The organism is Cyclobacterium sp. SOCE241 (genome assembly GCF_056867545.1).
Map to the genome: position 1 here is coordinate 4,182,792 of NZ_CP149779.1, position 15,676 is coordinate 4,198,467.

At 36.3% G+C, this 15,676-nt stretch carries 10 protein-coding genes and 4 pseudogenes; 13 read left to right on the plus strand and 1 reads right to left on the minus strand.

From position 1 onward, the window contains the following. The first annotated feature begins 16 nt into the window (after positions 1-16). Positions 17-757 carry a S1/P1 nuclease gene (locus WG932_RS21020; RefSeq protein ID WP_483085280.1) on the plus strand — a complete coding sequence of 247 codons (741 nt, stop codon included), beginning with the start codon at positions 17-19 and terminating at the stop codon, positions 755-757. Positions 758-759: 2 nt separating this feature from the next. On the opposite strand, the gene WG932_RS21025 is transcribed toward WG932_RS21020, so the two are convergent. Next, positions 760-1,452 (minus strand): ComF family protein, encoded by a 693-nt coding sequence (locus WG932_RS21025; RefSeq protein WP_483085281.1) that lies wholly within the window; start codon positions 1,450-1,452, stop codon positions 760-762. Between the two features lie 158 nt (positions 1,453-1,610). On the opposite strand from WG932_RS21025, the pseudogene WG932_RS21030 reads away from it, so the two are divergent. The 12 genes and pseudogenes from WG932_RS21030 to WG932_RS21085 all read left to right on the plus strand — a co-directional run bounded on the left by WG932_RS21030 (position 1,611) and on the right by WG932_RS21085 (position 15,512). Continuing rightward, positions 1,611-1,957, plus strand: a pseudogene (locus tag WG932_RS21030) (hypothetical protein). Continuing rightward, positions 1,954-2,710 (plus strand): annotated as a pseudogene (locus WG932_RS21035) (exodeoxyribonuclease III). The pseudogenes WG932_RS21030 and WG932_RS21035 overlap by 4 nt, the downstream one beginning before the upstream one ends. A 41-nt stretch (positions 2,711-2,751) precedes the next feature. Next, positions 2,752-3,153, plus strand: coding sequence for an ATP-binding protein (locus WG932_RS21040; RefSeq protein ID WP_014019848.1), 402 nt, complete (start codon positions 2,752-2,754; stop codon positions 3,151-3,153). Position 3,154: 1 nt separating this feature from the next. Further along, entirely contained in the window at positions 3,155-3,604 is a 450-nt protein-coding gene (gene ybeY / locus WG932_RS21045) for an rRNA maturation RNase YbeY (protein WP_014019849.1), read from the plus strand. A gap of 53 nt (positions 3,605-3,657) precedes the next feature. After that, positions 3,658-5,523, plus strand: a complete 1,866-nt coding sequence (mnmG, locus tag WG932_RS21050) for a tRNA uridine-5-carboxymethylaminomethyl(34) synthesis enzyme MnmG (RefSeq protein WP_483085282.1) — start codon at positions 3,658-3,660, stop codon at positions 5,521-5,523. 348 nt (positions 5,524-5,871) lie between these two features. After that, positions 5,872-6,099, plus strand: a complete 228-nt coding sequence (locus WG932_RS21055; protein ID WP_483085283.1) for a class I SAM-dependent methyltransferase — start codon at positions 5,872-5,874, stop codon at positions 6,097-6,099. 306 nt (positions 6,100-6,405) lie between these two features. Beyond that, entirely contained in the window at positions 6,406-8,127 is a 1,722-nt protein-coding gene (locus WG932_RS21060; protein WP_483085284.1) for an Ig-like domain-containing domain, read from the plus strand. A gap of 882 nt (positions 8,128-9,009) precedes the next feature. Next, on the plus strand, positions 9,010-9,444 hold the full coding sequence (locus tag WG932_RS21065; RefSeq protein ID WP_483085285.1) for a MarR family winged helix-turn-helix transcriptional regulator: 435 nt from the start codon (positions 9,010-9,012) through the stop codon (positions 9,442-9,444). Between the two features lie 88 nt (positions 9,445-9,532). Continuing rightward, complete coding sequence (locus WG932_RS21070; RefSeq protein WP_483085286.1) at positions 9,533-11,893, plus strand: 3-hydroxyacyl-CoA dehydrogenase/enoyl-CoA hydratase family protein; 2,361 nt, start codon at positions 9,533-9,535, stop codon at positions 11,891-11,893. An 87-nt stretch (positions 11,894-11,980) separates the two neighbouring features. Next, positions 11,981-13,152: pseudogene (locus tag WG932_RS21075) on the plus strand (thiolase family protein). A 119-nt stretch (positions 13,153-13,271) separates the two neighbouring features. Continuing rightward, positions 13,272-15,026: pseudogene (locus tag WG932_RS21080) on the plus strand (acyl-CoA dehydrogenase family protein). Between the two features lie 9 nt (positions 15,027-15,035). Continuing rightward, entirely contained in the window at positions 15,036-15,512 is a 477-nt protein-coding gene (locus tag WG932_RS21085) for a DinB family protein (protein WP_483085287.1), read from the plus strand. Positions 15,513-15,676: the final 164 nt, after the last annotated feature.

Genomic DNA, 15,676 nt, shown 5'->3' on the forward strand with positions numbered 1-15,676 from the left:
TTTAACTTCCATCGCAATGGGCAGCATTGTGTTCAACTCATTTGGATGGGGACTAACAGGTCATAGGGTGGTAGGTGAAATTGCATCCTACCATCTAAGTAAAAAGGCCGCCAAAAGCATTCAGGATATTCTTGGTCCTGAATCCTTGGCTATGGTAGCCAATTGGATGGATGAGATAAAATCAGACCCATCCTACAACCACCTTAATTCGTGGCATTATTTGACGGTAAAAGCAGGAAAAGGCTATGATCCATCCATTCAGGAAAAGTCAGGTGACGCTTATGGCAAAACCAAAATGATAATTGCTGCCTTAAAAAATGATGCCCTCAGCCAGGAAGATAAAAAGGCATACCTTAAAATGCTTGTACACTTGGTAGGAGATCTGCATCAACCCTTACATGTCGGAACAGGAAATGACCGAGGTGGTAATGATGTAAAAGTAACCTATTTCAACCAAAACACCAATCTTCATACAGTTTGGGATACTAAGATAATAGATGGTAAAAATCTTAGTTTTACTGAATTATCTCAACATCTTAATCGGAGAGCCACCAAAAAATTGGTTTCACAATACCAATCTGAAGGAATTGACAAATGGCTGATAGAAGCCGTAGAGTTGAGACCTATAATATATGACCTACCTGAAAATAATCGATTGTTTTATTCTTATGGATTCAAAACCTATCCGCATATTGAGGAGCGTTTATTGGCAGGTGGTATACGATTGGCAGGTATTTTAAACGATATATTCAGCTGAAATCAATCCCCTGCAGCCAAGACGGCTAAATCTATTTGTTCAGGTTGATATTTAAATAAGGCATGTGCACAGGAGGCCAAAGTTGCTCCTGTTGTTAACACATCATCCACTAAAAGTATCCTTTTTCCTCTAATATCATCTCCATTCAAGGCTTCAAATACCTCAGAAACATTTTTCCATCGGTCAATTCTTGATTTGTTGGTTTGGGTTTCTGTCGCTTGATTTCTCAACAATAAGCGCTTGCATTTTATTCCTAAAGCTTCTGCGATTCCGTGACCAAATTGTTCGCTTTGATTATAGCCTCTTATCTCTCTTTTCCTACGATGCAAGGGAACAGGTACTATCTCCGTCCAATTGTCATCAAAACCTGCCTCTTTCAATAAATATCCATACTGAAGACCCACAAGCCTGGCCAAGGCAGGTTTATTTTTATACTTTATCTGGTGTAGCAAGTTTTGACTTAATCCTTTTTTCGAAAAGCGTAAATAGGCCATCACTTTTACAACAGGTGCCAAGCCAAGCAATTTAGTCTTCAAATCGTTATCCTCCGATATAAGATGGTAATTTGTTACAGGCAATGCAGCAATACAAATTTTGCAAAGTTCTTTCTCAAATGGAAATAGGCTTCTGTTACACAAACAGCAAGTTTCGGGAAATACCAGAGATAAAAAATCTGTCCAATAATTGAAACGCATACCTAAATTGCCTTGTTTATAATTGTTGAGCCATTTTACCTGCTATATTTGTAATAAAATGGCTTATATCAATTTATGGAAAAAATTCATAAAATAAAATAAGTAATAAGAAGCGAAAACAGAATTTAAATAATTAACATGGCACTGTTAAAAAAGACTTGGATTTGGAAAGAAGGTGGTCAAAACTTCTTTCCGGTTTGCAAGAAATTTTCGGTAAAAAACCATCCGATCTCAATGCCGTATTGTTTATAATAGGTGTTCAGGAACTTGGTAAGGGTCCAAAACCATTTTCAAAGGAAGAAAAGCAAGATTTAATGCATATTGCAACATGTAAAGTATTAAGTTTTTCAGGTTTTTATACCTTAGACTTCATTGATCAAGATGGTTGGCCCCATTGGAAATTGGTGAAAAAATTACCTCATTTAAATAGTGCAGACCAAGAAAAATGCTAAAAATCCATGTGTTGGATTATTTTGAAGATGAATTTGAAATTGATATTAAATGAAAATAATATCCTATAATGTAAATGGAATACGGGCAGCGCTAAAAAAGGCTTTGCTGAATGGCTAGAAATGGAAAACCCTGATATAATAGGGCTACAGGAGGTGAAATCAATGGAAAACCAGATCGACATTTCTATATTCGAAGATCTTGGTTACCATGTTTATTGGAATCCGGCAGTAAAAAAGGGTACAGTGGAGTGGCAATATTAAGTAAGCAAAAGCCTATCCATATTGAAAGGGGTATAGGAATACAAGCCTATGATGATGAAGGAAGAGCCATTCGTGCTGATTACGAAGATTTCTCGTTTCTTTGCACCTATTTTCCTTCAGGAACAACCGGAGGCATAAGACAAGACTTTAAATATGCCTTCTTAGATGATATCTACGGATACGCACAGGATTTAATAAAGGAAAAGCCAAACCTAATGATAAGTGGTGATTATAACATATGCCACAAAGCCATAGACATCCATAATCCAATTTCAAATAAAAACACCTCAGGATTTCTTCCTGAAGAAAGAGCTTGGATGGATAAATTTACATCCGCAGGATTTGACGATAGTTTCCGGCTTTTAAATAAAGAAGCCCATCAATACAGTTGGTGGAGCTACAGAGCCAATGCTAGAGCAAACAATAAAGGTTGGAGAATAGATTATCACATGACAACACCATCTATTAGCGCAAAGGTAAAAGATGTACGTATTTTACATGAAATCATTCATTCTGACCATTGCCCTATAGTAGTTGAGATTTAGAGAATAATAAAACAAAGTCGTTATAAAAGACTAAAAACACGATGAAATCAATAAAAATTTCCATTCCATCTTTGATTGAAAATATAACTATCGTTGAAAGTTTTATTGATAATGCCAAAGAAAAGTTTCAGATCAACGACGATATCTACGGTAATATCATGATTTCAGTAACTGAATGCGTCAATAATGCAATCATCCATGGAAACAAGTCCAATAAAAACAGCATGGTTAAATTAGAATTATTATTCTTTGACAATCAGATTAAGTTTATCGTAGAAGATGAGGGCAATGGTTTTGATTACCAACACCTTAACGACCCAACAGCAATGGAAAATTTAGAGAAAGCAGGAGGTAGAGGGGTTTTCATAATGAGACATTTGAGTGATGAAGTAGCGTTTGACAACGATGGTAGTAAAATAACACTTACTTTTTATATGAATTAAAATGGCAATAAATTTCTTTGAAGAAGAAATCAAATCTTCCTTGACTAAAAAAAGGATGACCAAGCAATGGTTAAAATTAATTGCAGAGGAAAAGGGGTATAAGGTGCAGGATCTCAATTACATCTTTTGCTCAGATGAATACCTATTGAATATAAATATTCAATACCTTAACCATGATACATACACAGACATTGTCACATTTGATCAATCAGAATACGAAAACGAAATAGAAGGTGATATCTACATTAGCATAGACAGGGTTAGAGAAAACTCCAAAACCCTACAAACAAATTACAACGAGGAATTGTTAAGGGTTCTGGCTCATGGTCTTTTACACCTATGTGGCCTAAAAGATAAAACAGAAGAAGAAAAGAATGAAATGAGAATAGAAGAAGAGAAAGCACTTCACTTATTTCTAAACATTACTGTTCCACGTGGAACAGTAGATTAAGTAATTATAAAATTAAAACAAGTGTTTCACGTGGAACACTAGAATATACAAACATGTTTCCAATATACGATGTAATAGTAGTAGGTGCAGGTCACGCAGGATGTGAAGCGGCACATGCAGCAGCAAAAATGGGTTCATCCGTTTTATTGTGTACAATGAACATGAATACCATTGCTCAAATGTCCTGTAATCCTGCAATGGGTGGTGTAGCTAAGGGACAAATAATAAGAGAGATTGATGCCCTAGGGGGAATGTCCGGGATAATTTCTGATAAATCTACTATACAATTTAGAATGCTAAATCGTTCCAAAGGTCCGGCCATGTGGTCGCCTAGGAGTCAAAACGACCGAATGCGTTTCGCAGAAGAGTGGAGATTAGCCTTAGAATCAACACCAAACCTCGATTTTTGGCAAGAGATGGTGACCGGTATAGTGGTTAAGAATGGAAAAGTTCAAGGTGTTAAAACAAGTCTTGGTTTAGAAATTAAGTGCAAATCAATCGTCTTGACCAATGGAACATTTTTAAATGGTATTATCCATATTGGAGAAAAGAAAATGGGAGGTGGTAGGACCGGTGAAAGTTCTTCCAAAGGAATTACCGAAGATCTAATAAATTTAGGTTTTGAATCAGGTAGGATGAAAACAGGGACACCACCAAGAGTAGATGGAAGAAGTTTAGACTATTCTTTAATGGAGGTACAGGAAGGGGATACCAATCCTGAGAAATTTTCTTATTCATCCAAAACAAGCCCTGTCCAAAAACAAAGAAACTGTTGGATTACATATACCAACAAAGAAGTACATGAAACTTTGGAAACCGGATTCGATAGATCACCGATGTTTAACGGAAGAATCCAAGGGCTAGGACCTAGGTATTGCCCTTCTATTGAAGATAAAATCAATCGTTTTGCAGAAAGAGAAAGGCATCAAATTTTTGTTGAACCGGAAGGGTGGAACACTGTAGAGATTTATGTCAATGGATTCTCAACTTCCTTGCCTGAAGATGTACAATATAAAGCATTAAGGAAGATAAAAGGTTTTGAGAATGCTAAAATGTTTCGACCGGGATATGCCATTGAATATGATTTCTTCCCCCCAACACAATTGAATTTAACCCTTGAAACAAAGCTTGTAGAAAATCTATACTTTGCCGGGCAAATCAATGGTACTACCGGTTACGAGGAAGCAGCTGCACAAGGATTAATGGCCGGTATAAATGCTCACAATAAAATACAAGAAAAAGAAGCCTTTGTACTCAAGAGATCAGAAGCCTATATCGCAGTACTAATTGATGATCTTATTAATAAAGGTACAGAAGAACCTTATAGGATGTTTACATCCAGGGCTGAATTTAGACTACTGTTAAGACAGGATAATGCAGATTTAAGGCTAACTCCCTATGGCTACAATTTGGGACTTGCAAATGAAAAGGAATACAAGCAAACCCAATTGAAAGCAGAGAAAACAGAGGAACTTACAAAAAGACTTGAAAAAATAAGGTTATCGCCAAATCAAATTAACGAAGGTTTACAGCAGCTAAATACCGCAGTAATTAAAGAAAAAATAACGGTTGAAAAACTTATCAAAAGACCAAATATTGGACTTAATGATATCATTAACATTAGTGAAGACTTAAAAGAAGAATTAAAAGAATATACTTCACCCGTAAAAGAACAAACAGAAATACTAATTAAATACAAATCATATATTGACAAAGAAAGGCAAATGGTAGAAAAGATAAATAATTTAGAAGATCTTAAGATTCCTGCTACTATTGCCTATGAAGAAATCAAAGCTTTATCTGCCGAAGGAAGACAAAAACTTGGTAAAATTAAGCCACAAACACTAGGTCAAGCTTCAAGGATAAGTGGGGTTTCACCGGCAGATATGTCCATACTCACCATTTATTTAGGAAGATAAAATGTATGAAAGGTTAACGAAATGTCCTGTATGCAAAAGTGAACAGTTCATCAATCACCTAGTAGTAAAAGACCATGCTATAAGTAAGAAGTCTTTTATCATTTGTGAATGTACCAACTGTCAACTGTGGTTTACCAATCCTAGACCGGATGAAGAGAACATCCTCAAATATTATGATAAGCCTAACTATATCTCACATCAAAATAAAAGTAGAAATCTAACAGATATAGTGTATAATGTCATTAGAAAATATACACTTGAACAAAAATTAAACTGGCTAAACACTCGCATACCTAAAAAAGGCAGAATGTTAGATTTTGGCTGTGGAGTAGGTTTATTTCCAAAAACTTGCCAAAAAATGGTTGGGAAGCATATGGTATGGAACCCAATCAAAAAGCTGCCACCATAGCAAAGGTTGAAAACAATGTCAATATGGTTCAAGATTTCAATGATTTACAGAAATTAAAGAAATTTGATGCCATTACCTTATTCCATGTATTGGAACACATACACAAGCTACATGAAACAATAGATGTTCTTTTAGGAAGATTAAAAAAAGGGGATTACTCTTCCTAGCTGTTCCCAATAGAGATTCTTTAGACTCCGGTACTTTTAAAGAAGATTGGGCAGCCCTCGATGTGCCCAGACATTTATACCATTTCAATAAGCAATCAATGAACTTTTTGTTGATCAACACCAATGCAGGGTAGTGGATACAATCCCTTTACCATTTGATAGTTACTATGTTTCTTTATTAAGTCACCAAGCCAAAGGACATAAAAACAAATACTTAAAAGCTATCAAATCAGGATATCAATCAAACAAACATGCTAAAACCAACGACAACAACTATTCAAGTTTGCTATTCGTGATTAAAAAGAAATGAAAAATAATTTCAATATATTCTATTTGGTTATTATCGCAACTCTTTTAGGAGCTTGCGCCAAGCAAAGTTCGCCTATGGGAGGGCCTAAAGATGAAGATCCACCAATATTATTGTCATCTGATCCAAAAAATGAAAGTATAAATATAAAACCCGAAAAATTAGACTTAGAATTTAATGAGTATGTGGAACTCGAAAATCCAACACAATCCATTATTATCACACCAAAAATAGATAAAGACAAGGTAGAATACACAGCTCTAAAGGACCATATAATTATAGACTTAAATCAAGAATTGGAAGATAGTACAACTTATGTATTTAATTTTCAAAAAAGTATACAGGATATTACAGAAGGTAATCCCGCCGAACAATTAAAGCTTGTCTTCTCTACAGGAGAAACCATAGACAGTTTATCAGTTTCAGGAAAAGTTGATTATTGGTTTTCAGAAGATAAACCTGATTACAAGGATATTTTGGTCGGTTTATATATCAATGAAGACACCACAGATCTATTTACTTCAGCCCCATATTATATAGCACAGGTTGATACAGCTGGAAAATACGAAATAACAAATATAAAAGCAGGCATTTTTCGGGCTTATGCTTGGTATGATGAAAACAATTCTTTGAAGGCAGAACATCGAAGCGAACCATATGGCTTTTTATCTGAACCATTAGAAGTAAATAATAATATCCAAAATCTACAAATTAATTTAAATCGTGCGGATTTAAGTGCTCTAAAGATCAATAGAACATCAAGCACTAGTGGAAAATTTGATGTCATCCTAAGCAAAGAATTAGCCAATTATAAAGTATTTCACCAAGACAAAAACACCAAGCTGTTTTTCCGTAAAAAAGACAATAACATCAGATTCTATCATACAGAGCTAATCAACGACAGCACACAGGTACGTCTACAATTAATGGATTCAGTAGGGGTAAAGGTTGATAGTACCTTCTATGCAAAATTTGAAGAAAGTGATAGAAGTAAAGAAAAGCTCGAAGTTACATCTATTGGAGAAGCAAAATTCATAGATACTATTCAAGCAAAACTATCCTTTAATAAACCAATTCTAAATATTAATTATGACTTCTTATATGTAGCCTATGATACTGCTAGTAAGATTACCATCCATCCAGATATGGTATCATTTGCAGATAGCACAGGAAGTAGGACAATTCTAAACCTAACAATACCAATAAACGATTCAATCCCATATGAAAAATATAAACTAATTGCACTTGATTCTACCTTTCAAGATGTGGAATTGCTATGGAATGAGGAAGCATTTGAAACTACTTTCAACAGGCTAAAAAAGGATAACTTGGGTGATGAAATAAGTGGTAAAGTACAAACAGATGAAGGGCCTATCATTATTCAATTGCTTGACAAGAACAACAATGTAGTGCAAGAAAAATACCTTACGGAAACCAACCAATTTTCCTTTACAAAACTAGAAGCAACCAATTATAAATTAAGAGCCATCATTGACCGCAACAAGAATAAAGCTTGGGACCCTGGCAATATCAACTTTAACATACAACCTGAACCGGTCTATTTTTATTATGATGAAGAAAGCAGGAGTAAAGAGCTAATTTTAAGAGGGGATGGACCTTACAAGACCAAATTATTCCCAAAAGAAGAGAAACAGGTTTACTTATTAACAATAATAGTATCGAAATTGATGAAATTGATGAAATTCCCCTTAGTATTTTAGAAATTCGGGAAGAAGATTTAATAAGTAATTGATAATCAAATATTTAAATAAAAAATTAATCCTTTGAAATTTTGTGGATAAACAAATAATGAAAGTGGATAAGTGTGAAGAAAGCTGTTTATATCAACAATAAAAATTGAAATTAATCACAATTTTATTCCACTTTCAGAATCTCTGGGGATAAGCCTTAACTTGTAAACAATTATCCACATAGATACCAACGTTAAAGTTATCCCGAATACCAAATGACCATTTATTCACAGCAATAGACCAAAGTCAATTAGAGATCACATATTCAATGAATTAGGTGGATCAAAAAGTGTGAATAACTGGTGCATAAGTATAAAAAGATTGGTAAATGAAAGTGAATAAAAAAAGTAAGTAGCATTTACCAACATATCCACCCTATAATAATAACAACAGTTTCTTTAATTTATAAAAATCTTAAAATAAATAAGGTGTGTATAAACTTCGGAACAGCATGACAATCGTTTTCATTTTTTTATTCATTCTTCAATTTTAAATAAAGTGAAAAATGCTGATCCTGGACTACACTTCAGAAAAAGGGTTTATGATAGGACTAAGCTCCTCTTAGGAAACTAAAAGTATTGTATTAAGTGTATTTAAAATAAAAAAATAAGCCTCCTTACTTTTAATATTATAGTTAAAAAAATTAAAACCCTTTCCAATCTGTTAACTAGTATAGGGTGAAGGTGAAATCTAACCGGATTAGGCTTCCTTTTTGCTTTAAAGTATAAAGACGCTACAACACAACATTTTTATGGAAATTAAAAGGGTAAACCCCTTGTCTTAAACTGCTTAAATAATTTCAATTTATTATGCATGCATAATTATTTTTAGTAAATTGAGTTCGATAGGAAAATGAAAAAGGAAGAAACCATAGATTATCAAATCAAGTCTTGTTGGCATTCCATCTCAAGAATGTACAATCAAAAAGCAAATATGGAAGGAATTACTACTTCCATGGGGTTTGTTTTGATCAATATAGATTCCAAGGAAGGAACTGCCGCGACTAAGATAGCACCTCAAATGGGCTTAGAGTCAAGAAGTCTGACAAGGTTATTGAAAACTATGGAGGAAAAAGGTCTAATATTGAAAGTCCAGGATCAAGAAGACAAACGATCTGTTAAAGTATTTTTAACAGAAAAAGGCAAACAAAAAAAGGCAGCTGCAGTAAGTACAATTAAGGAGTTTAACCACAAGGTTCGTGAAAGTCTAAGTGAGGATGAGATTGGTTCCTTTTTTGTTACATTTAAAAAGATCAATACAGTCATTGATGAACTCCATAAATCATAGACGCATAGAAATTTACAATAACAATAAGCTAATATATAACCAATGAAAAAAAGCATAAAAGAGAGTTGCCGTTTTAGGTTCCGGAATAATGGGGTCGAGGATTGCTTGTCATTTCGCCAATATAGGGGTTGAAGTTTTGCTTTTGGATATCGTACCCAAAGCACCCAATGAAAAAGAAACGAAGAGAGGATTAAGCATTGAAAGTAAAGAAGTACGCAATAGGATAGTGAATGATGCCCTAAATAGTACATTGCGCGCTAAACCATCTCCAATTTATGACAAAGATTTCGTCAATCGAATTACCACTGGTAATTTTGAAGATGATTTGCCTAAAATTAAGCAATATGATTGGGTCATTGAAGTCATTATTGAAAACCTAGAGATCAAGCAAGGCCTCTACGAAAAAGTAGAGAAATATAGAACTCCTGGCACCCTTGTTACTTCCAATACCTCAGGTATACCTATTCACCTAATGAGTGACAACAGGTCTCAAGATTTCCAGGAGAATTTTGCCGGAACGCATTTTTTTAATCCACCCAGATACCTGCGATTGTTTGAAATTATTCCGGGTCCAAAAACCAAACCTGAAGTAATTGACTTCTTGATGGATTATGGAGATAGATTTTTAGGCAAAGAAACAGTCTTGTGTAAAGATACACCTGCCTTTATTGCCAATAGGGTAGGAGTTTATGCCATTATCTCTGCAATCCATACCATAGAAAAACAAGGTTTAGGTGTATCGGAGGTTGATAAGCTCACCGGAACCATCATAGGAAGGGCCAAATCAGCTACTTTTAGAACCTTAGACGTGGTTGGCTTAGATACTACCGTTCATGTGGCCAATAACCTTTATAAGGTGCTAGAACACGATGAATCCAGAGATCGTTTTAAATTGCCTAAAAGTGTTGAAGTACTAAATGAAAACAAATGGTATGGAGACAAGAGTGGCAAAGGATTTTTTCAGATGATCAGGCATGAGGATGGTCGAAAAGAACTGAAGGAAATAGATTTTCAGAGCTACGAATACAAACCCGTAGAAAAGCCCAAATTTAAAGCATTAGAAGCATCAAAAGGTATTGATGATTTGAAAGAAAGAATCAAATTTTTGGTCAATTTTGATGACAAAGCAGGAAAATTTTATCGGGCAATCTTTTATGATTTATTCCGTTATTGTTCGTTTAGAATTCCTGAAATTGCTGATGAATTGTATAGAATTGACCAAGCGGTAAGTGCAGGATTTGGTTGGGAATATGGTCCATTTGAAAATTGGGATATTTTAGGAGCAAAGGCTACGGTTAAAGCGATGGAAGAAGCCGGTGAAAAGCCTGCTGATTGGGTTTATGAAATGTTAGCGGCCGGACATACTAGCTTTTATAAGGTAGAAAATGGTAAAAAGCATTATTATGACATCCCTTCAAAATCATACAAACCCATACCAGGCTTAGAATCATTTTTATTACTTGACACACTAAAAGCCGCAAACAAGAAAATATGGGGAAATGAAGGAGCCACCTTATATGACCTAGGTGATGAGGTTATAGGTTTGGAGTTTCATACAAAAATGAATTCCTTAGGCCAGGAGGTAGTTGAAGGTATAAATACAGCCATTACCATGGCTGAAAAGTCATATAAAGGTTTGGTCATAGGAAATGAAGGTGGCAATTTCTCAGCAGGGGCAAATCTTGCCATGTTGTACATGTATGCAGGAGATCAGGATTTTGATGAAATAAATCTGATGATAGCGCAATTCCAAGATACTATGCTTAGGGCAAGGTTTTCTTCAGTGCCAGTGGTGGTTGCCCCTCATAATATGGCCTTGGGTGGTGGATGTGAATTGTCATTGCATGCAGATGCAGTTCAAGCTCACGCAGAACTTTATATGGGATTAGTAGAAGTAGGTGTAGGATTGATTCCTGCAGGTGGGGGTACAAAAGAAATGACCATGAGATTTTCGAAGAACATTGAACCTGGGGATGTGGAACTAAATCGACTTCAGGAAACATTCATGAACATTGCAACGGCCAAGGTTTCCACTTCAGCTGCTGAAGCCTATAACATGGGTTACCTTGAACAAAAAGATGCCATAACGATCAATAGAAAGCGTCAATTGGCTGAAGCCAAAGAAAAGGTGATTGCCCTTTATGATGCAGGTTATACCCAGCCCATAGAAAGGAAGGATATAAAAGTCTTAGGAAAATCTTCCTTGGCCCTATTTGAAACCGGAATTTCAGGCATGCGCTATGGCGCTTATATTTCGGAACATGATGCTAAAATTGCACAAAAACTAGCTTGGATAATGAGTGGGGGAGATTTATCTTCTCCCACAGAAGTAAGTGAAAGGTATTTGTTGGATTTGGAACGAGAAGCATTTCTTAGTCTAACAGGTGAAAAGAAAACTTTGGAAAGAATTCATAGTATTCTTTTTAAAGGGAAACCTTTAAGGAATTAAGACAGGCCAAAAAATTACTAAGGCTTAAGATTCCAAAATAAGCTTCGTACCAATTTAACCAAATTCAAGCATTAAAATAAACATCAAATGGAAGCATATATTATCAATGGCTATAGATCTGCAGTAGGAAAGGCAAAAAAAGGAGGCTTTCGGTTTTATAGATCAGATGACCTTGCAGCAGATATAATCAAACACCTAATTGACAATGTTCCCGGGTTGGAACCCAAAATGGTGGATGACCTAATTGTAGGCAATGCAGTACCGGAAGCAGAACAGGGCATGCAAATAGGAAGAATGATTTCGCTTTTGGCATTATCGGAAGACACTCCCGGCTTTACCATTAACAGGTATTGTGGATCAGGTTTAGAAGCAATAGCTTTGGCTACGGCCAAAATAAAATCAGGAATGGCAGATTGCATCATTGCAGGTGGCACTGAATCGATGTCTTTGGTACCAATGATGGGTTACAAAACCGTTTTAAATCATAAAATAGCCACCGAATTTCCAAGTTATTATTTAAGTATGGGCCTAACAGCAGAAGAGCTGGCCAAAGACTTTAACATTACCAGAGAAGACTCGGATGAATTTGCTGTTAAATCGCATGAAAAAGCAATTAGGGCAATAAAAGAAGGAAGGTTTAAGGATGAGATTGTTCCGGTAGAAGTAGAAGAAACCTATCTGGATGATTCACTTAAAAGGAAAACAAGGAAATACGTTGTAGATACAGATGAAGGACCAAGGCCGGGAACAACGATGGAAGTTTTGGCCAATTTAAAACCCGTTTTTAAAAATGGTGGTCAGGTCACTGCAGGAAACTCCTCTCAAACTTCAGATGGAGCATCTTTCGTAGTAGTAATGTCAGAGCGAATGATGAAGGATTTGGGCTTAGAGCCTATGGCTAGACTGGCCTCTTACAGTGTAGGTGGAGTGGAGCCAAGAATCATGGGAATGGGACCAAAAATAGCTGTGCCCAAAGCCCTAAAACAGGCCGGGTTGAGTTTGAATGATATAGATCTGATTGAGTTAAACGAAGCCTTTGCTACCCAAGCCTTAGGAGTAATTCGTTCATTAGACTTTAATCCGGACATAGTAAATGTAAATGGTGGCGCAGTGGCACTTGGACATCCTTTGGGCTGTACAGGCGCAAAACTTTCTGTACAAATGATTAATGAATTGAAAAAAGGCAGGGGAAATATGGTCTTGTGACAGCCTGTGTAGGAGGGGGACAAGGCGTAGCAGGCATAATTGAATTGCTTTAATAGTGGCCTTATAATATTGGTCTCAATATAATATTAACCCCTTATTAAAATATTTAAAGCCTTTAAATAGCCATGGAAAAAATTAATGAAAAAATGCACTAAACGGCGGAGAGTTCCTAATTAAAGAAACTCAGGCAAGCGCTGTATTTATACCGGAAGAATTTAGTGAAGAACAGAAAATGATGGCACAGGCCTGTCAGGATTTTTAGACATGGAAATCACTCCAAAAATGGAAGAGATTGATAGTATGAAAAATCCGGAACTTGTCCCATCTATCTTAAAGAAAGCAGGAGATTTGGGTTTGCTAGGCATCTCTATTCCTGAAGAATATGGTGGATTAGGCATGAGTTTCAATACTTCGATGTTGATCGCTGATATCATTGGAGCTGCAGGATCATTTTCTACTACATATGGAGCCCATTCGGGAATTGGTACCCTGCCTGTTCTTTACTATGGGACAGAAGAGCAAAAAAAAATACCTTCCCAAATTAGCCAATGCCGATTGGGCGGCTTGTTATTGTCTAACAGAACCGGATGCAGGTTCAGATGCCAATAGTGGAAAAACTAAAGCCAGCCTAAATGAAGAAGGTACCCACTACCTGATCAATGGTCAAAAAATGTGGATATCAAATGCTGGTTTTGCTGACTTTTTTATAGTTTTTGCAAAGATAGATGATGACAAAAACCTTTCAGCATTCTTGGTTGAAAAGACTTTCGGTGGCATTACCATGAATGAGGAAGAGAAAAAATGGGGATCAAAGGAAGTTCCACGCGTCAGGTATTTTTTAATGATTGTCCTGTCCCTGTAGAGAACTTGCTTTCTGAAAGAGGAAATGGATTTAAAATCGCCGTAAATATTCTGAATATTGGTAGGATAAAGTTAGGTGCAGGTGTATTGGGGGATGCCGTACCATTTTGGGATACTCCATTCAATACAGTGCTGAAAGAAAACAGTTTGGGCAGGCTATCAATTCTTTTGGTGCCATTCAGGCCAAATTGGCAGAAATGGCTGTAAAGACCTATGCTTGTGAATCCCTTTGTTACCGAGCCGGTCAAGATATTGAAGACAGAATAGATGCGCTGATTAAAGAAGGTATGGAACCCAACAAGGCCAAATTGAAAGGTGTGGAACAATTTGCCATTGAATGTGCCATTGCCAAAGTTCATGGTTCGGAAGTACTCGATTATGTAACTGATCAAGGCGTACAAATTTATGGGGGCATGGGTTATTCTGCCGATGCACCAATGGAGCGAGCTTTTAGAGATGCACGAATTTCTCGCATATATGAAGGAACCAATGAAATCAATCGAATTTTAATGGTAGGTATGTTACTAAAACGCGCCATGAAAGGAGAAATAGATATTTTGGGTCCGGCTATGGAAGTTTCAAAAGAGTTGACTTCAGTGCCTAGTTTTGGAAGTACCGATTCCTCCCAACCATTGAGTATTGAGAAAGAAACCCTAAAAAAGTTAAAAAAGTTTTCCTAATGATAGGAGGGAAAGCAGCTCAGGATCTAGGAAGCAAAATGGAAGCGGAACAGGAAATTATGATGAATTTGGCAGACATTATGATTGAAATTTATGCTGCGGAATCTGCCCTTTTGAGAACAGAAAACTTGCTGTTTAAAGAGGGTGAGGAGGCTGTTAAATTCCAATTAGCTGTTACTAAAATTTATCTGTATGAAGCAGTAGAGAAAATTCAATCTGCAGGAAAAGAGGCCATTATGTCTTTTACTAAAGGGGATGAGCAAAAAATGCTTTTAATGGGTCTGAAACGCTTTACTAAATACGACAATGTCAATACGAAATTCCTGCGTCGTGAAATTGCATCTGCATTAATTTCTAAAGGAAAATATTTCTTTTTCCATGCGTAAATTTTCCCTATGAATTCACCAGAAGCTTGGCTAAGTGGCCCTATTCCAAACATTCCCTTTATGCTCCAACCTGCTGCACATGCATTGTTGCAGTTGGATAAGGAGTTAAAGGAATGTTTGGTTGACTTTCCTGACGATCTTCTTTGGCAAACTGTGGCCGGTAGGGCTAGTGTTGGCTTTCATTTACAACACCTTTACGGGGTGGCAGACCGATTGATAACCTATGCACAAGGTTCAGCATTGTCTGAGGAACAATTTGATTTTTTGAAGAATGAGAAAACAGCTCAATCTAATCTCTCCACTGAACGCCTTGTAGAGCGTTTTAGTGAAAAAATACAGGACTTACTTCATATTTTCAGCCGGACCAGCGAAAATGAGTTGAAACAAAAACGAACCGTAGGAAGAAAAAGCTGCCATCTACCGTTATGGGATTATACTTTCATATTGCAGAACATTCACAACGACATTTCGGACAATTACTGGTAACAGCGAGTGTGCTTAGAAATAGGCAATAGACATGCTATTTCGTGGGGAAATCGGTTCAAAGCAGCTCTTTTAATTTCAGCTAATCACCGCTATGTGTCTGATTTTTTTGCGTTTGCAACACTTCTCCTAAATACGGGCCAGGCTTTACCCCTGATATTGCCAGG